This is a genomic window from Sphingopyxis sp. (assembly GCF_051861155.1).
In the GTDB taxonomy this organism is placed as follows: domain Bacteria; phylum Pseudomonadota; class Alphaproteobacteria; order Sphingomonadales; family Sphingomonadaceae; genus Sphingopyxis.
This window is the reverse complement of record NZ_JBHYDE010000013.1, coordinates 1-18,975: the sequence shown is the minus strand read 5'-3', so window position 1 is coordinate 18,975 and position 18,975 is coordinate 1. Positions and strand designations below refer to the sequence as shown.

17 protein-coding genes are annotated in these 18,975 nt (G+C 66.4%); 10 read left to right on the top strand and 7 right to left on the bottom strand.

The genetic code is table 11. The annotated features are described in order from the left end of the window. Positions 1 to 8: 8 nt before the first annotated feature. Both ACTIFP_RS17295 and ACTIFP_RS17290 read right to left on the bottom strand, forming a co-directional pair. Complete coding sequence (locus ACTIFP_RS17295; RefSeq protein ID WP_439569931.1) at positions 9 to 1,334, bottom strand: tannase/feruloyl esterase family alpha/beta hydrolase; 1,326 nt, start codon at positions 1,332 to 1,334, stop codon at positions 9 to 11. 25 nt (positions 1,335 to 1,359) lie between these two features. Continuing rightward, positions 1,360 to 2,118 carry a phytanoyl-CoA dioxygenase family protein gene (locus tag ACTIFP_RS17290; RefSeq protein WP_439569930.1) on the bottom strand — a complete coding sequence of 253 codons (759 nt, stop codon included), beginning with the start codon at positions 2,116 to 2,118 and terminating at the stop codon, positions 1,360 to 1,362. Positions 2,119 to 2,233: 115 nt separating this feature from the next. Between ACTIFP_RS17290 and ACTIFP_RS17285 the strand changes: the two genes are divergently transcribed. Continuing rightward, on the top strand, positions 2,234 to 3,025 hold the full coding sequence (locus tag ACTIFP_RS17285) for a helix-turn-helix transcriptional regulator (RefSeq protein ID WP_439569929.1): 792 nt from the start codon (positions 2,234 to 2,236) through the stop codon (positions 3,023 to 3,025). A 33-nt stretch (positions 3,026 to 3,058) separates the two neighbouring features. Here ACTIFP_RS17285 and ACTIFP_RS17280 read toward each other — a convergent pair whose 3' ends face one another. The 4 genes from ACTIFP_RS17280 to ACTIFP_RS17265 are packed head-to-tail and all read right to left on the bottom strand — an operon-like array spanning position 3,059 to position 8,308. After that, the gene (locus ACTIFP_RS17280; RefSeq protein ID WP_439569928.1) at positions 3,059 to 3,514 is read right to left on the bottom strand and encodes a GNAT family N-acetyltransferase; all 456 of its coding nucleotides are present in this window, start codon (positions 3,512 to 3,514) and stop codon (positions 3,059 to 3,061) included. After that, positions 3,508 to 4,428 carry a phytanoyl-CoA dioxygenase family protein gene (locus ACTIFP_RS17275; RefSeq protein ID WP_439569927.1) on the bottom strand — a complete coding sequence of 307 codons (921 nt, stop codon included), beginning with the start codon at positions 4,426 to 4,428 and terminating at the stop codon, positions 3,508 to 3,510. Before ACTIFP_RS17275 ends, ACTIFP_RS17280 begins: the two co-directional genes overlap by 7 nt. Before the next feature lie 5 nt (positions 4,429 to 4,433). Next, on the bottom strand, positions 4,434 to 5,705 hold the full coding sequence (locus ACTIFP_RS17270; protein ID WP_439569926.1) for an MGH1-like glycoside hydrolase domain-containing protein: 1,272 nt from the start codon (positions 5,703 to 5,705) through the stop codon (positions 4,434 to 4,436). A gap of 23 nt (positions 5,706 to 5,728) precedes the next feature. Beyond that, positions 5,729 to 8,308 (bottom strand): TonB-dependent receptor, encoded by a 2,580-nt coding sequence (locus ACTIFP_RS17265; protein ID WP_439569925.1) that lies wholly within the window; start codon positions 8,306 to 8,308, stop codon positions 5,729 to 5,731. A gap of 151 nt (positions 8,309 to 8,459) precedes the next feature. Between ACTIFP_RS17265 and ACTIFP_RS17260 the strand changes: the two genes are divergently transcribed. From ACTIFP_RS17260 to ACTIFP_RS17220, 9 genes are all read left to right on the top strand, one after another. Next, a complete protein-coding gene (locus ACTIFP_RS17260) occupies positions 8,460 to 9,362 on the top strand; it encodes a LysR substrate-binding domain-containing protein (RefSeq protein ID WP_439569924.1) in 903 nt (300 codons plus the stop codon). Between the two features lie 88 nt (positions 9,363 to 9,450). Then, on the top strand, positions 9,451 to 10,761 hold the full coding sequence (locus ACTIFP_RS17255; RefSeq protein WP_439569923.1) for a glycerate kinase type-2 family protein: 1,311 nt from the start codon (positions 9,451 to 9,453) through the stop codon (positions 10,759 to 10,761). A gap of 13 nt (positions 10,762 to 10,774) precedes the next feature. Next, on the top strand, positions 10,775 to 12,034 hold the full coding sequence (locus ACTIFP_RS17250; RefSeq protein ID WP_439569922.1) for an MFS transporter: 1,260 nt from the start codon (positions 10,775 to 10,777) through the stop codon (positions 12,032 to 12,034). After that, positions 12,021 to 13,064: a zinc-binding dehydrogenase gene (locus ACTIFP_RS17245; protein WP_439569921.1), complete on the top strand. Its 1,044-nt coding sequence runs from the start codon at positions 12,021 to 12,023 to the stop codon at positions 13,062 to 13,064. Before ACTIFP_RS17250 ends, ACTIFP_RS17245 begins: the two co-directional genes overlap by 14 nt. Continuing rightward, positions 13,061 to 14,044 (top strand): Gfo/Idh/MocA family protein, encoded by a 984-nt coding sequence (locus ACTIFP_RS17240; protein WP_439569920.1) that lies wholly within the window; start codon positions 13,061 to 13,063, stop codon positions 14,042 to 14,044. The genes ACTIFP_RS17245 and ACTIFP_RS17240 overlap by 4 nt, the downstream gene beginning before the upstream one ends. Continuing rightward, positions 14,041 to 15,753 carry a glycoside hydrolase family 36 protein gene (locus tag ACTIFP_RS17235; protein ID WP_439569919.1) on the top strand — a complete coding sequence of 571 codons (1,713 nt, stop codon included), beginning with the start codon at positions 14,041 to 14,043 and terminating at the stop codon, positions 15,751 to 15,753. The genes ACTIFP_RS17240 and ACTIFP_RS17235 overlap by 4 nt, the downstream gene beginning before the upstream one ends. Beyond that, the gene (locus ACTIFP_RS17230) at positions 15,750 to 16,763 is read left to right on the top strand and encodes a UDP-glucose--hexose-1-phosphate uridylyltransferase (protein WP_439569918.1); all 1,014 of its coding nucleotides are present in this window, start codon (positions 15,750 to 15,752) and stop codon (positions 16,761 to 16,763) included. The genes ACTIFP_RS17235 and ACTIFP_RS17230 overlap by 4 nt, the downstream gene beginning before the upstream one ends. Beyond that, positions 16,760 to 17,911 carry a galactokinase gene (gene galK, locus ACTIFP_RS17225; protein WP_439569917.1) on the top strand — a complete coding sequence of 384 codons (1,152 nt, stop codon included), beginning with the start codon at positions 16,760 to 16,762 and terminating at the stop codon, positions 17,909 to 17,911. Before ACTIFP_RS17230 ends, galK begins: the two co-directional genes overlap by 4 nt. Before the next feature lie 26 nt (positions 17,912 to 17,937). Next, complete coding sequence (locus ACTIFP_RS17220) at positions 17,938 to 18,816, top strand: ROK family protein (protein ID WP_439569916.1); 879 nt, start codon at positions 17,938 to 17,940, stop codon at positions 18,814 to 18,816. Between the two features lie 16 nt (positions 18,817 to 18,832). On the opposite strand, the gene ACTIFP_RS17215 is transcribed toward ACTIFP_RS17220, so the two are convergent. After that, on the bottom strand, positions 18,833 to 18,975 hold a 143-nt coding region (locus ACTIFP_RS17215; protein WP_439569949.1), incomplete at its 5' end, for a hypothetical protein.

Sequence of the window (18,975 nt, the reverse complement as noted above, 5' to 3'; positions counted from 1 at the left end):
ACAATCGGTCAATCGATGCTTTCGTCGCCGATCGTCGCTGGGTTGGTCGGGCGCAGTGCCGCCTGGACGGCGCCTTTGCGGCTTCGCAACCGATCGGGCGCGACGCCTTTTTCGACCCAGCGTTCGAGCGACAGGCGCACGTCATAGTCCGGGCGCGCCGCATAAGGCGGGGCGTCGAGCGACTGGCCGAAGTTCACCGGACCCGCTCCGCCCTGACAGTGCAGCATGCCGGGGACCATGAACAGGCGATAGAAATCGGTGATCGGGTCGGGGCCGTGCGTCGCGGCGGCGACCGAGCCGTACCATTGGCGCCCCAGTTCGGGCGCGATCACCGCGTCGCCCCAGCCGAAATAGGACAGGATCTTGCCGCCCCGATCGCGAAAGCGCTGCAGGTTGCGGGGCTGGACGTCGAGATTGGTGGCGAGCTCGGCCGCCGAAAAATGGGCGAACAGATGCGCGCGCGATTGTTGCGCAAAGGTCAGCTGCGATGGCGCGGCCGGGTCGGGATTGGCGATCCACCGCGTCCAGTCGTCGGCGATCATCGCGGCGGGCACATACCCCGCCGTCATGATCTGATCTACGGTTGCGCGCTGCGGCGCCGACAGGGTGACCCGGGACCAGCCGATCGGGCAGGCGCCCGGCCGCTGCGCGATCCCGTGGCGCACCGAACCCGCGGGACAGTTGGCGAGCGCCGCTTGCCGGATGCGTTCGAGGTCGGCGCGCCCCAGCCATCCGCCCGGCGCGCGCATTGCGTCCTGCATCGCGCCGAAATTGCGCAGTTGCTGTGTCCACGGGGTCGCCGGAGCTCCCGCGATGATACCGCTCCAGTCCTCGGGCCAGCGCGCCGCCGCCATCAGCGCCATGCGCCCGCCGTTCGAGCACCCCATGAAATAATGGTGCGCGGGCGCGCGTCCATAATAGGCGCCGACCAGCGCGGCGGCGGCATCACGGGTCGCCTTGATCGATCGCCAGCCATAGTCGGCCAGCGCCACGGGATTACCCGGCGCCCAGCTGGCGTCGAAACCGTCGCCGCGGTGCCCGGTATCGGTCGCCGCGATCGCGTCGCCGCGCCGCGCGCCTTCGGCCAGCGTCGGCAGATGGATCGCACCCGCGAAACCGCCATTGCCGATCTGGTAATAGCGCCCGCTCCAGCGCGTGGGGGCGGGCAGATAGACGGTGAAGCGGATGTCCGAACCGGGCACCGGATGCGCCGATCCGCTGACCTGGCACACGCCGTCCGACAGCAGCGCGCTTTCGACGACAGCCTTGTCGATCGTCAGCTTGGTCAGCGCCGCGCAGCGATCGGCGTCGGGACTGGGGCTGGCCAGCGACAAAAGCAGCGGCAGCCAGGCGGCGGCGTCAGGCAGCTTGCTCGTCTTCCCAAGCGAATTTGAAGGCGCCCGCAGTCGGATCGGCGCCCGCCAGCATCATCCCCTGACCGCGCGACGTGTGCCGGTCGTTGAGCGGGACGTCGGCGGGATCGCGAAGCTGGATCAGCAAGGTCGTGCGCGGCTCGTCCGAGGTGTTGAGCCCCGACCCGTGAACGGTGAGATAATGGAAGAACAGCGCATCGCCCGCCTTTGCCGGGAGCGGGGTGGCGCCCTCGATCGGATAGGTTGCGGTCGAGGCATGGTGGTCGGCGCCCTCGGCGGGGAGCGGGCCGAGCTTGTGCGTGCCGGGATACACGCGCAGACACCCTTTCTCCTCGGGCGCGTCGTCGAAGTGCAGGATGACCGCGATCATCGAATGGTCGCGGTGCGGGAAATAGGGATAATCCTGGTGCATCGGAAAGGGCGAGCCTTTCTCGGGCGGCTTGATGAACATCTTGTTGTGGTGCAGCTGGACGTTCGGGCCGATGATGTCCTGCGCGATGTCGGTCAGCCGCGGGTCGGTAAGCAGCCGCGTGACCATCGCCGAGCGGAAATGGACGTCGTGGCAATGGGTGATCGTCGTGCCGCTGCCGCGCACGCTGTCCCACGTCGCGTCGCTGTTGCCCTCGTTGTCGGCGATGCGGTGCATTTCGGCGCGGAAAGCCGCGGCTTCTTCGGCGCTGAACAACCCGGGGACGAGGACATAGCCCTGGTCGTCGTAGAATTTTTTCTGCTCGTCGCTCAGCATTACGGTCTCGCCCTTGTGGATCTCGATACAGTGGATCTTGATGGAACCGGATCGTGCCGTGTTTGGCCAAACGGCGCAATTGGCGTGACCATGATCTTGTGGTAAAAAATCGAACATGGAAAGCCTGTATCTGCCGCTGGAGATCTTGCCGCGCATCGTCGTTGCGGGGCAGTTCCTGCTCGCCGACCGCGACTTTTCGACGATCCACCATGGGCGCACCCATGCGCTGCATCTCCACGGCTATACTGGCGAAATGCAGCTGGCGGGGAGGCGCATCGGGATCGGGCCGGGCGACATCACGCTGAGCCCGGCGGGGCTGCCGTCGAGTTACGACCTCGCCGCGCCGGGGGCGCATTGGTGCATCCATATCGAAGCGGCGGAGGGGGAAGGAACCGGCGCGCCGATCGCGCTGCATCTGCCCGGCTGCGGGGCGCTGCGCGAGCGTTTTGCCCATGTCGGCGGCCTGTTCGCGACCGCGAGCGACCCGATCGCGCATATTGCGGCGCGGCTGGCGGCGCAGGAGTTGCTGCTGACGCTCGCACGCCGCACCGATCCGCTGCCCGAGGATGATGCCGCGGCGCGCGCCGCCGAATATATCGACCGCCATTTCCACGAGGCGATCGGGGTGCGCGACATTGCCGTCGCGGCGGGGCGCTCGCCTGCTTATCTGGCGCGGCTCTTTCGCAGCCGCTTCGGCACCACGGTACCCCACCGTCTGCTCCAACGGCGCGCCGAACATGCGCGCTTCCTGCTCGAATCGACCGACCTGCCGATCTGGCGCGTCGCTGAACGCTGCGGCGTCGCCGACGCGCAGCGCTTCAACAAGATGGTACGCAGCCTGCTCGGCGCGAGCCCGAGCGCGGTGCGCGCGCGGGTCAGGGGACCGGTGGTCGATCCCGACCGCTGACGCGGTATTCTGACGCCCGTCGAACGCGACCCGCTATGCAAGCAGCCTTTTTTTCATGAAGGTGCGGCGATGGCCGGGCGGCCAGAGCTCGCGGCCATTGTCGAGCGCGCCGAACAGTTCGTAGCCGAGCCGTCGGTAAAAACCTTCGGCGCGCTCGCTCGACGTGTCGAGCCAAGCGTGGTGACAGCCCTGTGTGAAAGCCTCAGCCTCGGCCTTCGCCATCATCCGCGCTCCGAGGCCGCGGCCCCGCTCGGTTTCGGCGACCCAGAGCGTCTTGACCAGCAACCAGCCGTAAGCCATCGTTCCGGTCAGTCCAGCGATGAGCGTGCCGTCGTTGTCGTGTGCGACCACTGCGAGCGGCGCAACGTCGTTGGGCGGCGTGTTGGCACGCAGAGCTTCGGTCAGCCGTGCTTCGATTTCTTTGGCAAGCGCCTCGGTGGCCGGGACGACGGCGATCGCGGCCGGATGCTCCGTATCCGGCTTCACCACCGCGCTGGGGTGCCCGGCGGGCGGATCGGATCGCGCGGGTGGATGAGCTTGCGCGCGAAGGGATTGGCCCGAGCCAGCATTTCCGGGGAGGGTTGATGTCCGAAGCGCGGTCGGTTCCACGCCGATCCATAACGATAGACGCTGATCCGACGCTCGCCCGGATTGCTGCGCCGCGCCGATCCGTGGCACAGCGCATCGACGAACAGCAGCATGTCACCGGCCTGCATATGGACCTCGATCGCGCCTTCGACATCTTCGGCCGAACCGCCGCCGTCGCTGGACCATTCGTGGACGCGGTCGCGGCGCAGGAATGCGGGGTGGATCATGTTCGATTTGTGCGAACCGGGGATAATCATCGTCGCCCCGTCCCCGGCGCCGATGTCTGTAAAGGCCGTCAGCACATTGACCTCGCCGCACAGGAACCGGCCGTTCAAGTAGCGATAGCCGGTGCGACTGCACAGCTCATGCCCACCCGAATGGATGGGGATCGCGTCGCCAGGACCGCGCACCGAAAAGAAGGCTTCGTCGACCGCGGCCGGGCCGTGATAGATGTCGTGCGTTTCGTGCCCGCCGATAAAGCGGAGCAGATAGTTGATGTAGCGTGGGTGGTCGATCATCGCCTCGAACACGCCGCCGAGTTCGTAGATTTGTTGATAGCTGGTGCCGCGATGTTCGGGGTGGTCCTCGCGCTGGACCCAGCCATGCCACTGCCCGCGCGCGAGGTCGCGCGGGATTGCATCGATCAGTTCGTTCGCTTCCGCAATTTCATTGGGGCTCAGCACGCCTTTCAGATGCAGAAAGCCGTTCAGATCGAACAGATATTCGTCGAGCGCGCCCGGCACCTGCGCGTCGGGCCGGTCGATCGGCGGCGGCGCGATATGATGGTGATGATAGCGTCCGATCATTTCGGTCATGACAGCTACCGCCAGGCGAGCCAGATCGCCGCGGTCCACGAGAAATCGTCGCCGCCGCTGCCCGACCCATCGACCGGGCTATAGGCTTCGTAAAAGCCGCGCTGTTCCATCAGCGCGAGCGTGTCGTGCCGTACCCGCGCCGCTTCGGCATCGAAGCCCGCTTCGGCAAGGCCGGTGCCGATCATGTAATTGACGACCGCCCACACCGGGCCGCGCCAGTAACGGATCATCTGGAAACCCGGATCCTCGGGGTCGAGGCTGGGCATCAGATATTCGACCTTGCTGCCGATGCGGTGGAGGTGTGCGAGCATCGCGGCGTCCTTCGCCGGATCGGCGAGCCCGGCGTAGAAGCTGAGGAACGACGCGCTGGTGATGAATCCCGACGAGCGGCCGGTGAGCAGGTCGCGCGAACACCAGCTGTGCTTTTCCTCGTCCCACAGCCAGTCGATGCCAGCCTCGGCCCGTGCAATCATGGCGCGGATTTCGGCGGCTTCGGTTTCGCGGTCCAGATAATCGGCGAGCGCGAGCAGGTCGCGGTTCGCGCGCAGCAGGATCATCGACATGCCGACGTCGGCGACCTTGAACGGGTTGCCCGCGGTGATCCGGGCATGATCCCAGCCTTGCGCGACGCCATATTGGACCAGCGCGAGATAGCGGTCATATTCGAGCTTGGTCGGGCGCATCTTGGCATCGAGATGGCCAGTATCGCGGCGGGTATATTCGCCGACGCCCGAAATATCGATCGGCTCGCCCGGTGCGTCCCATTCGGGCGAGTTGTCGCGGCCGGTTTCCCACGGGTGCATCGCGACGACGACGCCGCGTCCGTCGGGATCGCGATAGTCGCGGAACCAGCGGTGCCAGGCGATCAGCTTGTCGAACAGGCTTTCGAGGCGGAGGCGGTAAGCGTCGTCGGCGTCGGCCGCGATCGCGCTGTCCCACAGCTTGCGCACCACCGTCGCCGCGACGGGCGGCTGGGTTATGCCCGAGGTGACGGGGGTCTTGCCCGTCGCCCAGACCGACGGGCCGGGGAAATAGCCGGGATCGTCCTGCCAGAAGACGATATGCGGCACAAAGCCGTCGTCCCACTGCGCGCTGAACAGCGTTTCAACCTCTTGCCACGCGCGGTCGCGGTCCCAGGTGTCGAAGCCGAGGGCGACGAAGGCCGAGTCCCAGTTCCACTGGAAAGGATAGACCCGGCCGTTGGGGACGGTGTAGCCGCCTCGGTCGTTGGCGGTCAGGATGGCGCGGGCACCCGCGTCAAGCTTGTCAATTGTCATGTCGCGGATGCCCGTTTTCTGTTTCAGAAGTTGAAGGTAGCGCGCGCCGTGATGCGGCGCGGCAGGACCGGGCGGCCCACGAAATAGGCGCCCCCGACCGTCTGGTTGTTGTCGAGACGCGGCGACCCTTCGGTCGTGGCGTCGGTGTCGAACAGGTTGAACACATTCACCCCCAGGCGCAGGCTGTTGCGCCCGAGCGGCACGGTATAGCCGGCATCGAGGTTGACGATATTCCACCCGTCGAGCTTGATCGCATTGTTTGACGCGGTGAAATTGTCGCCGGTGTAATTGGTGAAGAAGGACACATCGAGCGCGCCGTCGTCATAATAGAGCCCGGCGTTGTACAGGACCTGCGGCTGGCGTTCGAGATCATTGCCGACAATTGCGGGGTTCGACGTCGGGACGCCGCCGACGTTCGACTGGAACTCGGTATATCGTGCCTTCTGCACCGTCAGATTGCCATTGAAGCGCAAATTGGTGAGCAGTTTCAGGTCGAACACCGCCTCGATGCCATAGGATTCGGTGGCGACGAGGTTGACGAGCTCCTGAAAGCCGCCGCCCGGGGCGTTGACGAACAGCACCTGGCGACGATTCTTCAGGCTGGTGTAGAAGGCCGAAGCCTCCAGGCTGAAGGCCGGCTGGCTGACCTTGATACCGCCCTGGACCTGCTTGATGATTTCGCCTTCATAACTCGCCGTCCCCGGCGACGCGCTGGCGTTCGCGGCGGTCCCGGCGGGCAGCGGCAGGAAGCCGACCGCGCGCACTTCGGGGAAGAAATAGCCGCGGCTGCCGTTGAGGTAGAGGCTGACGTCGTCGGTAAGCTTGTACAGCGCGCCGGCGGCGATGGCCCATTCGGTGGTCGACACCTTGCCGGTCAGATAGCCGTCATTGCCCCAGATCACGTCGCGCAGCGCGCCCGACAGGTTCGGCGTCGTCGCGTCGGTGACCGTCGTCGAAGTCCGCTCGCGGCTGATGTCGCCCTTATAATGTTCGACGCGCCCACCGATGTCGATGTTGAAGCGCTCGCCGATCTGCATCTGGTCGGCGAAATAGACCGCGTAGCGTTCGGCCTGGTGGCGGTTGTTGACATAGCCGCCGCCGGCATTGAGCACGCCATTCCGCGAAATGATCGTCGTCGCGCCGGAAACGGGGTTGGTGACGGTCAGGTTGACCAGCTGCGGCCGGTTGTTGAACGCGCCGAGGAAGGTGGTCGTCACATTGACGTCGCGCGCGACCGTATCGGCATAAAAGCCGCCGAGCGTGAAGCTGTGCTCGACACGGCCGGTCACCGCCTGCTTGGTCAGGTTCAGTTCGGCCGAAAGGTCGTGCATCGGGCGGTTGCGGTCGGTGAAGCGGTTGGCGAACAGGATGTCGCCCGCCGCTAGCGCGCCGCCGCCGACATAGGTGAAGGTCGCATTGGCGGCGGTGATGCCGTTCAGTTCGGGAATCTGCCCGCGCCGCGCCGCGTTCGAGACAAAGGCAGCGCGCGTTTCGGGGACGTTGACGATGCCGTCGCCGTCCGACCACAGCCCGAACTTATGCTTGTAATCCGAATATTTGACGCGGCCGTTGATGCCCCAGCCGCTGTCACCGAAATCCTTGTCGAAGGCGAGGGCGATCTGACCGCCCTTGGTCGATACGCCGTCGGTGATGCCGGTGGTAAAGGCGCCGTCGGGGGTATTGAAGCCCAGCCCGGCGACATCGGGCGTCAGCAGCTGGTACACTTTCTTGCCGTCGTTGCCGGCGATGCGGCCGCGGGTCGTGCCATCGAGCGGGACGGGCAGATAAAATTGCGCCTGATCGTCGATATATTGGCCCGACAGCGTGATCGACCCGCTGTCGTCGGGGAATTCATATTTCAGGTTGCCGCGAAGCTGGAAGCCCTCGGTATCGAGGCCGGTTTTGATCGGGCCGTCGTCCTTGCGATAGAAGCCCGACAGCGCGAAGAACAGGTTTTCGCCGAGCGGCCCGCTGATCGCCGCGTCGCCGCGATAGCGGCCCTTTTCGGCCCATTCGATCTGCGCGGTGCCCTCCAGCTCGTCGCGCCCGGTCTTGCTGATATAGTTGATCAGGCCGGCGACCGACCCGGGGCCGAACAGGTTCGACACGCCGCCGCGGACGAATTCGAGGCGCGAAATGCCAAGGTCGTTGCGGTAATAGACGTCATAGGCCGACGAGTTGAGGCCGAAGGTCGACATCACCGGAATGCCGTCATACATCAGCGGCGTGAACTGATATTGCCCGCCCGAGGGAAGGCCGCGCACAAACACGTTCGATGCGACCTCGCCGCCGCCCGCGTCGGCCTTGATCGTCGGGATGCTGGCGAGAATGTCGGCCTGGCTGCTGACGCCGAGGCGCGCCAGCGAATCCCCGCCGACCGAGGTCACCGCGAGCGGCGTGTCGAGCGCGATGCGGCCGCGGCTGGTGCCGGTGACGATGATCGTGTCCTGATCGCTGGCGACCGCCTCGTCGCTGGCCACCGCTTCATCGGCGGCGGCGTCCTGCGCCTGCGCGGTCTGAAGCGGGATCAACGCGGCCGAAAGCGACGCTGCACACAGCAGCGAACCGCGGAGATTGCGCGAAAAACGGCGATGGATGGTCATGCTGGTCTCCTCCCATTGGTTTCTTCCAGGCCCTTTGCAGGCCGTTGTCATAAAAACTGAAGGGCGAGAGGCGCTGACGAAAGCCCGTATTGTTGCAACGCTGTGTTGCTGATATTGACATAATAAGACATAAAATTGCGGGAGAGAAGCGATGCTCGATCTGGGCGATCTGCAGGTCTTTTCGAAAATCGTCGAGACCGAAAGTCTGACCAAGGCGGGGCAGGCGCTGGGGTTGCCCAAATCGACCGTCAGTCGGCGCATATCGCGGCTCGAGGAGAATCTGGGCGTCCAGTTGCTCCACCGCTCGACCCGATCGGTAACGGTGACCGAGGACGGCGCGATGTTCTTCGAATATTGCCTCCGTTCGCTCGGCGTCCTGCGCGACGGCGAACGCGCCTTGCAGAACCGGCAGAATGTGCCGCGCGGCGTCGTCAAGATCGCGATTCCCTATGTGCTCGGGCAAAGCCTGATCGGGCCGCTGCTCGCGAGCTTCCTCGATCTTTATCCCGACGTCAGGCTGGTCAGCGTACTGACCGACGATGCGGTCGGGCTGCTCCGCGCCGGTTTCGATGTCGCGCTGGCGGTCGGGCCGTTCGCCGATTCCGAACTCGTCGCGGTCAAACTGGGGGTCACCGAATGCGGGATTTTCGGTGCACCGGGCTATTTTGAGCGCAAGGGCATGCCGCAGAACCATGTCGAGCTGCCGCGCTTCGATCTGCTCGCGGCGGGCACGGTCGACCGCCGCCACCGCTGGCCGCTCCACACCGATACCGAACAGGTGACGGTCGAATTCTCGCCGCGGCTGGTGTGCAACGATCTCATCCTGCTGCGTCACGCGGTGCGCTCCGAACTCGGCATCGCGACGCTGCCGGCGTTCCTGTGCAAGAGCGATCTGGCCGAGGGGAAACTGGTCGAAGTGCTGCCCGGCTGGCAGGCGCCCGACATGAGTTTCTATGCGCTTTTCGCCGATCCCAAGGGGGTGCCCGTGCGGGTGCGGTCGCTGATCGACTATCTTTCGGAGAAGCTAAGACCCACGCTTTCCTGGGAAATTTAGGGTCGTTGCGAAAGATGGAACAAACTGTTCCACAATCTTGCGCTAGGCGCTTTTGCCGCTCTGCTTCACCCCAAGGGGCAAATCATAAGTGGAGGGTGTCATCGCTACTAAGGCCGAACAGGTGAGCCAGGCGAGCCAGCGCGACAAGCTGATCGCGCTGTTCCGCGAGTCGGTGCGCGCGGTGAGCCCCGAGGTCGCGATGCCGCGCAAGATCCCGCATTCGCCGCATGGTCGGACGGTGGTGATCGCGGTCGGCAAGGCCGCCGCCGAGATGATGCGCGTCGCGCAGGTGCGCGCCGAACGGCCGCTCAAAGGCCTGGTCGTCACGCGCCACGGCCATCTTCCGGAACCCGCGCCGCAATGGCCCGATGTCGAGATTATCGAGGCGGGGCATCCCTATCCCGACGAGAACAGCCTGATCGCCGCCGACCGTGCGCTCGCCATCGCGACCAAGCTCGAGGCGGGCGACAATCTGCTGCTGTTGCTATCGGGGGGCGGATCGGCGCTGCTCGCGGCGCCCGCGGCGGGGCTGACGCTGGCCGACAAGCAGCAGATCACCCGCGCGCTGCTTCAGTCGGGCGCGACGATCGAGGAGATTAACTGCGTCCGCAAGCATCTCTCGCGCGTCAAGGGCGGGCGGCTGTCGGTCGCCGCGGGGGCGGCCCATGTGACGACGTGGATCATCTCTGACATCCCCGGCGACGATCCCAGCTTCGTATCGTCGGGACCGACGGTGGCGGACCTCACCAGCTTGTCCGACGCGCGCGATATTGTGGCCAAATATGGCATCCCGCCGTCGCCGCAGGTCGCCGCCGCGCTGAACGACCCTGCGAACGAAACTCCGGCCGCCGACGCGCTGGGGATCGCGGGGGGCGAGACGCAGATCATCGCCAAGGCGCGCGACGCGCTCGCCGCGGTGCAGGCGATGGCAAGCGACGCGGGCTATCAGGTTACCAACCTCGGCGACCAGCTGCAGGCGGAGGCGCGCCATCTGGGCGCCAGCCATGCCGCGCTGGCGCGCCGGATGGCAAAGGACGGCAGTCCGCGCGTCATCATCTCGGGCGGTGAGACCACCGTTACCGTCACCAACAAGGCGGGCCGCGGCGGGCGCAACCTCGAATATCTGCTCGGCCTCGCGATCGCGCTGAACGGCGAGTCCGGCATCTTCGCCATCTCGTGCGACACTGACGGCATCGACGGTACCGACGATGCCGCGGGGGCGACGATCGGCCCCGACACGCTGGCGCGCGCGCGGGCCGCCGGGATCGATCCGGCTGAATATCTGGCGTCGAACAACGCCTACAGCTTTTTCGAAAAACTCGGAGACCTGGTCATAACCGGGCCCACGCTGACCAATGTGAACGACTTTCGGGCGATCTTGATCGACCCGGCGGCGTAAAGGGAGAGACGATATGGTGGGGAATAAGGGAGGCCTGGCAGCACGCGCCAACTATCCGTGGATATTGATCGGGCTGCTCTGGCTCGTCGCCTTCCTCAACGCGGCCGACCGCAACATCCTGCTCGCCGTCCTTCCCGACCTGAAGGCCGAATTCGACCTGACCGATACGCAGCTGGCGTTGCTCGGCTCGGTGTTCTTCTGGATTTATGCTGTCGGCGCCTTTGTCGCGGGACGCATCGGCGACAGCGTGCGGCGTAGCCGCCTGATCATCTTCGGCCTCGTGTTCTGGAGCGTCGCGACGGGCATGTCGAGCCTGGCCACCGGCTTTGCGCTGCTGCTCGCGATGCGCGCGCTCGTCGCGGTCGGCGAGTCCACCTATTATCCCACCGCCACCGCGCTGATCGGCGACTGGCACAAGCCGCAGATGCGCAGCCGTGCCTTGTCGCTCCACCAGACCGCGGTATTCGCGGGGTCGGGGCTTGGCGCGGTCGCGGCGGGCTATATCGCCGACGCGTTCAGCTGGCACGCGCCCTTCCTGATCTTCGGCGGCGTCGGCCTGATCTATGTCGCGGTGCTGTGGTTCTTCCTCCATGACGCGCCGATCGTCCACACCGCCGCCGAGCAGGGCAAGCCCGCCGAGCCGATCGGCATCGTCCTGCGCATTCCCGCCGCGCTGATCCTCTGCGTCGTCTTCGCGCTCGCAACCGGTGCATCGACCGGCGTGACCTTCTGGGCACCCTATTTTGTGAAGAATCTGCTCGGGCTGAACCTTGCCGAATCGGCGTGGGTCGGCGCGGCGACGATCAATATCGCGGGCTTCTGCGCGGTACCGCTTGGCGGGTTGCTCGCCGACACGCTCGCGAAGAAATCGCCGATCGGGCGCTTTACGACCCTCGCGATCGGGCTCGGGCTTGCTGCGTTGCTGCTGCTGCCCTTGCTCGGCGCGAAGACCGCGACCCAGATCGGCATGGTGCTCGTCGCGACAAGCATCGCAAAGGGCATCTTCGACGGCTGCATTTACGCGGCGATGCAGGATGTCGTCCCGCCGCACGCTCGCGCGACCGCGGTGGGGATGATGACGATGATCGGCTTCATCGGCGCCGGGATCACCCCGATCCTCGTCGCGTGGATCGGGGAAAGCTTTGGCATGGGATCGGGGATCGTCGCGATGGCGGGCTTCTATGCGCTCGCCGTGCTGCTCCTGCTCGGCACCCGCCTCCAAGCCCGCCGCGGGGTCGCCGCCAATCAGGAGATCATCGATGTCGCTCAGTAAGGCGCTGGTCCTGACCGCGCCGCGCCAACTGACGTTCGAGGAAAGCGCCTGGGCGCCGCTGGGCCCCGATGAGGTGCGCATCCGCACGCTCTTTTCCGGAATCAGCGCGGGCACCGAACTCACCCAATATCGCGGCACCAATCCCTTCATGCACCGCCGTTTCGACGAGGCGCAGCGCCTGTTTGTCGACGCCGAGGTGCCGAGCTGGGACTGGCCGGTGCGCAACCTCGGCTATGAGGAATCGGGCGAGATCGTCGCGGTCGGTAGCGGCGTCACCGACCTGAAAATCGGCCAGCGCTTGTTCGGCACCTGGAACCACAAGACGCATCATGTCGCCACCGCCGACTATGCCCGCGACCGGCTGCTGCCCGAAGGCGCCGACCCGCGCATCGGCATCTTTTCGCACATCGGTGCGGTGGCGCTGAATGGCGTCCACGACGCGCAGATCCGCATCGGCGACACCATCGCGGTGTTCGGCCTTGGCGTGCCGGGGCAGATCGCCGCGCAGGCCGCCCGCGCCTCGGGCGCGCGGGTGATCGCGATCGACCCCGACGCCGGGCGCCGCGCGATTGCGCTTCGCCACGGCGCACATATTGCGATCGATCCGACGGGGGCGGCCGAAGAGATCAAGCGCCTTACGGGCGGCCGCGGCGCCGACGCGTGCATCGAAGTGTCGGGCGCGGCGCCTGCGCTTGGCGAAGCGATCCGCGCCGCTGCTTACAACGCCCGCGTCGTCGCGATGGGCTTTTTCCAGGGCGCGATCGCGGGGCTGAAGCTGGGTGAGGAGTTCCACCACAACCGCATCCAGCTCATCTGCTCGCAAATCTCGGGGGTTTCCCCCGACGCGAGCTATCGCTGGTCGAAACCGCGACTGTGGCAGGCCGCGATCGAGTTGCAGCACGGTGGCACGCTCGACCTCATCCCGCTGATCACCCACCGCGCGCCCTTTGCCGACGCTCCGAAACTATTCGAACAACTCGATCAGGGCGCGCCGGGCATGTTGCAGGCGATGCTGGAGTTCGGCGCATGAGCGTTCTGCGCGTCGGCCTGCTCGGCTGCGGTGGCATCGGTGCACGCCATGCGGGCGCGGTGGCTGCGCTGCCCGGGGCTATGGACCTAGTTGCCTGCTGCGGCCGCGATGCCGAACGGACGCGCGCGTTTGCGGGCGAGCGCAACGCCGCCGCCTATATCGACATCGACGCGATGTTGCGGGACGAGCGTCTCGATCTCGTCATCGCGACATTGCCCCCGTTTAATCGCGGCGGCGAGATCGAGCGCGTTGCCCAGGCCGGAGTCCATCTGCTCGTCGAAAAGCCGATCGCGCTGAATCAGCAGGCAGCCGACGCGATGGTTGCCGACGTGTCGGCCACCGGCGTCGTCGCCGCGATCGGCTTCATGTATCGCTTCGGCGATGCGGTGCAGCGTTGGAAAGCCGCCGATGCCGGACAGGTCGGGCTCTACGCCGGCGCCTATCATTGCAACGCGCTCCACGCCGACTGGTGGCGCGAGGAGGCGAAGTCGGGCGGCCAGATACTCGAACAGGTGATCCACCAGATCGACCTGATCCGTCACCTGATGGGCGAGCCCGACAGCGTCTATGCGCGCCGCACCAACTTCGTGCACCATGATACGCCGGGTTATGACGTCGAGGACATGAGCGCGATCCTGTTCGGCTGGGACGATGGCCGCATCGCGACGCTCAACGCATCGAACATCGCGGTCCCTGGGGTGTGGCACAAGGAATGGGCGGTTTATGCCGAGCGCATGACCGGACGCTTCACCAGCTGGAACGACGCGGTGCTGACGCGCACCATCGGCGAGGTTGCGGCTGAGGAGATTGCGGGTTCGACCGATCCGTTCGTCGCGCAGCTCGCCGACGTGCACCGCGCGATCACCACTGGCGGCGGTGCGCCTTACATCCCGCTTGCCGAGGGTGCGGCGACTCTGAAGCTTGCGCTCGCGGCGCGGCAATCGGCCGACGAGCGCCGCGAGATCCGGCTGAAGCCATGAGGTCGTTCCAGAAAAACGGGATCGTCCTTGGCGACGTGCAGCCGCTGCTCGGCGGCGTGGTGCCCGCCTGTTCGGTGACGCCGCTTGAGAACGGGATCGAATGGGCACTCGAAAGCGGTGGTGCGGTCCGCCTTGTCATCGCCGGAGATGGTGACACGACCCGCCTCGACGTCTCGGCGAGCGGTCTCGACGAAGCACCGCTGTCGCTCGGCTTGCGCTTCGGCGCGGTGCGGGGCGTTCGCCGCTACCTGCGCAACGGCTATCACAGCTGGGACGGCAGCTTCTTCGCCGACCCCGGCACCCCCGCGGGCGATGCGCCGCCGGGCAAGGAGCCGACGCTGGGCTTCGCGATGACCGCGTTGGTGCCGACCGAAGGGCAGGGCGCGGTTGTCCTCGGTTTCGGGCGCCACGATCGCTTCCAGAACCGCTTTCGTTTCGGCGGCGATGCCGCAGCGATGACGATCGACGTCGAGACATTGCTCGATCGCACCGGCGCAACCGCGACCGAAACGCTGCTCTTCTATGCCGACCCCGATGTCGAAAGCGCGCTGATCCGCTGGTCCGATCATGTCGCCGCCGCGTCGCCGACGCTCCCGCGCCTTCCCGAAAAGCGGATCAAGGGCTGGTGCTCATGGTACAATCTCTACGCCGCGATCACCGAGGAAAATATCCGCGAGCATCTGAACGCGGCGCGATCCTATTGCGACGTGCATGGCACCGATCTCGACATCTTCCTGATCGACGACGGTTTCACGCCCGAGATGGGCGACTGGCTCGACGTCAAACCGCAATTCCCGCGCGGGATGCGGCCGCTGCTGGGCGAAATAGCGGGCGCTGGTTTCACCCCCGGCCTGTGGATCGCGCCTTTCATGGTCGGCAACCGCAGCCGCCTTTATGCCGAGCATCCCGATTGGGTCGTGCGCGAAAGATCGACCGGCAAACCGCTGATCCAGATGGCCTTTTACGGCGAGTTTCGCTGGCACAAACGCAGCGAAGAATATTATGTCCTCGACATCACCCACCCCGGCGCCGAGGCCTATATCCGGCAGGTCTTCCGCACCTGGGCGCACGACTGGGGGGCGCGTTACTTCAAGACCGACTTCATGTTCTTTGGCGCCGAATATGGGCCGGATCGTGCGGCGTGGCACGAGCAGGGCCTGTCGCGCATCGCCATCTGGCGCAAGATGGGTACGATCATCCGTGAAGAGATTGGCGACGCGCTCTGGCTCGGCTGCGGCTGTCCGCTCTGGGCCTCGGTCGGGCTGGTCGATGCGATCCGCATCGGGCGCGACGTCGGGGTCAAATGGGCGGGCGACCAGTCGGCCGAAAGCCTGCTCCGCGACCAGGCGACGCGCAACCACGCCGCGGGTCGGCTGTGGCAGGCCGATCCCGACTGCATCCTGCTCCGTGAACGCTTCCACGACCTGACCGACGCGCAGGTGAAAAGCCTCGCGCTGCTCGCAGGGCTTTCGGGCGGGGTGCTGATGACGAGCGACCATCTCGGCGAACTGACCCCCGCGCGGGCGGCGCTGTTCGACGCACTGGCGGGCCTCGATGTCGCCGAATGCCGTTATCCGTCGCTGGGCAATGGCGAGGCGACGATCGTCCAGCGTGCGACGCTGGCCGATGGGCGAACGCTCGAATTACACCTCGATCCTGCGACGGGCGAGAGTCGTTGCCGCGACGACGCCGGGGCGATCTGGCCATGACCTTCGACCCGGCGGAACACCCGCACCGGCGCTACAATCCGCTGCGCGGTGAATGGATTTTGGTCTCACCGCACCGGGCGAAACGGCCTTGGCAAGGCGAGCAGGGCAGGGCGGCGACCGAAACGCCGCCAAGCTACGACCCGGGCTGCTACCTCTGCCCCGGCAACGCGCGCGCGAATGGCACCACCAATCCCGCCTATGCGGGGCCGTTCGTGTTCGACAACGACTTTGCTGCGCTGCTCACCGACACGCCCGCGCCCGAAGACGGCGGCGAAGACCCACTGTTCCGTACCGCCGCCGCGTCGGGAAGCTGCCGCGTGATCTGCTTCTCCCCCGACCACGCGCGCGGATTGGCGTTGCTGTCGGACACGGAGATCGCCGCGGTCGTCGGTTGCTGGTGCGACCAGTGCGCCGATCTTGGCCGCACCCACGCGAATGTGCAGGTGTTCGAGAATCGCGGCGAAATGATGGGCTGTTCGAACCCGCATCCGCACGGGCAGGTCTGGGCGACGAGGCATATCCCGGCCGAGATCGAGTGCGAGGATGTCAATCAGCGCGCCTGGGCCGGGGCGCAGCCGATGCTCCTCGAACTTGCTGCGCGCGAGGCGGGCGGCCCGCGCGTCGTCGTGGAGCACGGCGACTGGCTCGCGATCGTCCCCTATTGGGCGAGCTGGCCGTTCGAGACGCTGTTGCTGCCGCGCTTTGCGGTGCAGCGCCTGCCTGATCTTGATACGGTGCAGCGGCAAAGCCTCGCCGCGATCCTCGGTGAGCTCACGCGCCGCTACGACGCGCTGTTCGCCTGCGCCTTTCCCTATTCGATGGGCTGGCACGGCGCGCCGTTCGGCGAGGGGGATGTGCGCCATTGGCAGCTTCACGCGCATTTCTATCCGCCGTTGCTCCGCTCGGCGACGGTGCGCAAATTCATGGTCGGTTATGAAATGCTCGCCGAGGCGCAGCGTGACCTGACCCCCGAGCAGGCCGCCGAACGGCTGCGTGCGGTGAAGCCGTGACACTCGCCGACCGCACGCTCGCCCGTTTTTCCGTGCTGGTCGGCCCTGCGCCCGATCTCGTGGTTCGCGCGCCGGGCCGCGTCAATCTGATCGGCGAGCATACCGACTATAATGACGGCTTCGTCCTTCCCGCCGCGATCGGATTGCAAAGCATTGTCGCGGTGCGCCGCCGGCCCGACGGGATTGTGCGGATGGTCGCGACCGATTTCGGCGATGCGGTAAGCGAGTTCGATGTCGCCCAAGCGATTGCACGGGACGCCGATCAACCCTGGTCCGACTATATCCGCGGTGTCATGACCATCCTGCAGGCCGAGGGTGTCGAGCTCGGCGGCTTCGACATGCTCGTCGCGGGCGATATCCCGCAGGGTTCCGGCCTTTCCTCCTCGGCCTCGCTCTCGGTCGCGAGCGGCATGGCGCTTGGCGGGCTGTTCGCCCCGGACCGCTTCGATGCCACCCAAATCGCGTTGATCGCGCAGCGCGCCGAATGCGATTTCGTCGGGATGCGCTGTGGTAATATGGACCAGCTCGCTTCGGCGCTTGGGGCGGCCGATCATGCGCTGCTGATCGACTGCCGCAGCCTCGCTGTCCAGCCGGTCATGTTGCCGCCCGGTGTGGCGGTCCTGATCGTCCATTCGGGGATCAGCCGCGGGCTCGTCGATGGTCACTACAACGAACGTCGCGCGCAGTGCGAGGCGGTCGCGCGCCAGCTTGGCGCCGCCGCGCTGCGCGACGTGACAGAGGATCAGCTTGCGGCGGTCCGCGCCGATCTCGACCCCGTCGCCCATCGCCGTGCGCGCCATGTCGTCACCGAGAATGCGCGCACGCTCGCCGCCGCGGCAGCCATGGCCGCGGGCGACCTTGTCAAGCTCGGTGAATTGATGGCCGCGTCGCACGCGTCGATGCGCGATGATTTCGAAATCACGCTTCCGGCCATCGACGACCTGGTCGCCGAGCTCCAGACCGCGATCGGCCTCCACGGGGGTGCGCGCATGACTGGCGGCGGCTTCGGCGGCGCTGTCGTCGCGCTGGTCGAGGCCGATGCCGTCGGGGCGGTGGCCCGTCACGTCGAAGCGCGCTATCGCACCCCGGACGGAAACAAGCCGCTGATCATGGTTGAACGCGCCCACGCCGGCGCGGCCTTCCTTTAAAAATGAACGGCGTAAGGGACGGGATGATGAACGACAAAATCGCGCTGGTCGAAGCGGGCGGCACCAAATTCATCGTCGGTGTCGGCGATGCATCGCGGCACATCCACGCCCGCACCCGCATCGACACCACGCGTCCCGAAGAAACGGTCCCCGCCGCGATCGACTGGCTGCGCGCGCAGGGCGGCGATTACGCCGCGGTCGGTATCGCCAGCTTCGGCCCGCTCGACCTCGACCGCACCTCACCCACATGGGGCCATATCACGCGCACGACCAAGCCGCACTGGAGCGATGCCGACATCGCCGGTCCCTTCGCGCGCGCCTTCGCCTGCCCGGTCGCGATCGATACCGACGTCAATGGCGCGGCGCTGGCCGAATGGAAATGGGGCGCAGGGCAGGGGACGACCTCGACGCTGTACCTGACGGTCGGTACCGGTGTCGGCGGCGGTGCCGTCGTCGGCGGGCGGTTGGTCCATGGCGTCAGCCACCCAGAGATGGGGCATATCCGCATGCCGCGCCATCCCGCCGATACCGGCTTCGCGGGCCATTGCCCGTTCCACGGCGACTGCCTCGAAGGCCTTGCCGCGGGCCCATCGATCGTCGCGCGCTGGGGGGCATCGCTGTCCGACCTGCCCGCCGATCATATCGGGCACGACATCATCGCCTGGTATCTGGCGCAGGCGGTGCAGACTTTTCAGGCGATCCTCGAGCCGGCGCGCATCGTCCTGGGCGGCGGCGTCATGCAAACTGCGGGCCTGCTCGACCGGGTGCGCGCGATCGCGTGGGAACATGGCGGCGGATATTATGCGGGCGATTGCCGCACCACGCTGGTGAACCCGGGGCTGGGGCACGATGCCGGTCTGCTGGGCGCGCTGGCCCTCGCGCTCGGCGCCGCGGACCCTCGCTAACGCCCGGCCAGCATCTTCACCCCAGGCTCGGTAGGTCGAGGCCCTTTTCGCGCGCGCAGTCGATCGCGATGTCATAACCCGCGTCGGCGTGGCGCATCACGCCGGTGCCGGGGTCGTTCCACAGCACGCGTTCGAGCCGCTTTGCTGCTTCGGGGGTGC

Excerpts from the sequence above, each read along its gene's own strand:
- ACTIFP_RS17290 (WP_439569930.1), bottom strand. The coding sequence starts at position 2,118 with ATGCTGAGCGACGAGCAGAAAAAATTCTACGACGACCAGGGCTATGTC.
- ACTIFP_RS17285 (WP_439569929.1), top strand. The coding sequence starts at position 2,234 with ATGGAAAGCCTGTATCTGCCGCTGGAGATCTTGCCGCGCATCGTCGTT.
- ACTIFP_RS17275 (WP_439569927.1), bottom strand. The coding sequence starts at position 4,428 with ATGACCGAAATGATCGGACGCTATCATCACCATCATATCGCGCCGCCG.
- ACTIFP_RS17270 (WP_439569926.1), bottom strand. The coding sequence starts at position 5,705 with ATGACAATTGACAAGCTTGACGCGGGTGCCCGCGCCATCCTGACCGCC.
- ACTIFP_RS17265 (WP_439569925.1), bottom strand. The coding sequence starts at position 8,308 with ATGACCATCCATCGCCGTTTTTCGCGCAATCTCCGCGGTTCGCTGCTG.
- ACTIFP_RS17260 (WP_439569924.1), top strand. The coding sequence starts at position 8,460 with ATGCTCGATCTGGGCGATCTGCAGGTCTTTTCGAAAATCGTCGAGACC.
- ACTIFP_RS17250 (WP_439569922.1), top strand. The coding sequence starts at position 10,775 with ATGGTGGGGAATAAGGGAGGCCTGGCAGCACGCGCCAACTATCCGTGG.
- ACTIFP_RS17245 (WP_439569921.1), top strand. The coding sequence starts at position 12,021 with ATGTCGCTCAGTAAGGCGCTGGTCCTGACCGCGCCGCGCCAACTGACG.
- ACTIFP_RS17240 (WP_439569920.1), top strand. The coding sequence starts at position 13,061 with ATGAGCGTTCTGCGCGTCGGCCTGCTCGGCTGCGGTGGCATCGGTGCA.
- ACTIFP_RS17235 (WP_439569919.1), top strand. The coding sequence starts at position 14,041 with ATGAGGTCGTTCCAGAAAAACGGGATCGTCCTTGGCGACGTGCAGCCG.
- ACTIFP_RS17230 (WP_439569918.1), top strand. The coding sequence starts at position 15,750 with ATGACCTTCGACCCGGCGGAACACCCGCACCGGCGCTACAATCCGCTG.
- ACTIFP_RS17220 (WP_439569916.1), top strand. The coding sequence starts at position 17,938 with ATGAACGACAAAATCGCGCTGGTCGAAGCGGGCGGCACCAAATTCATC.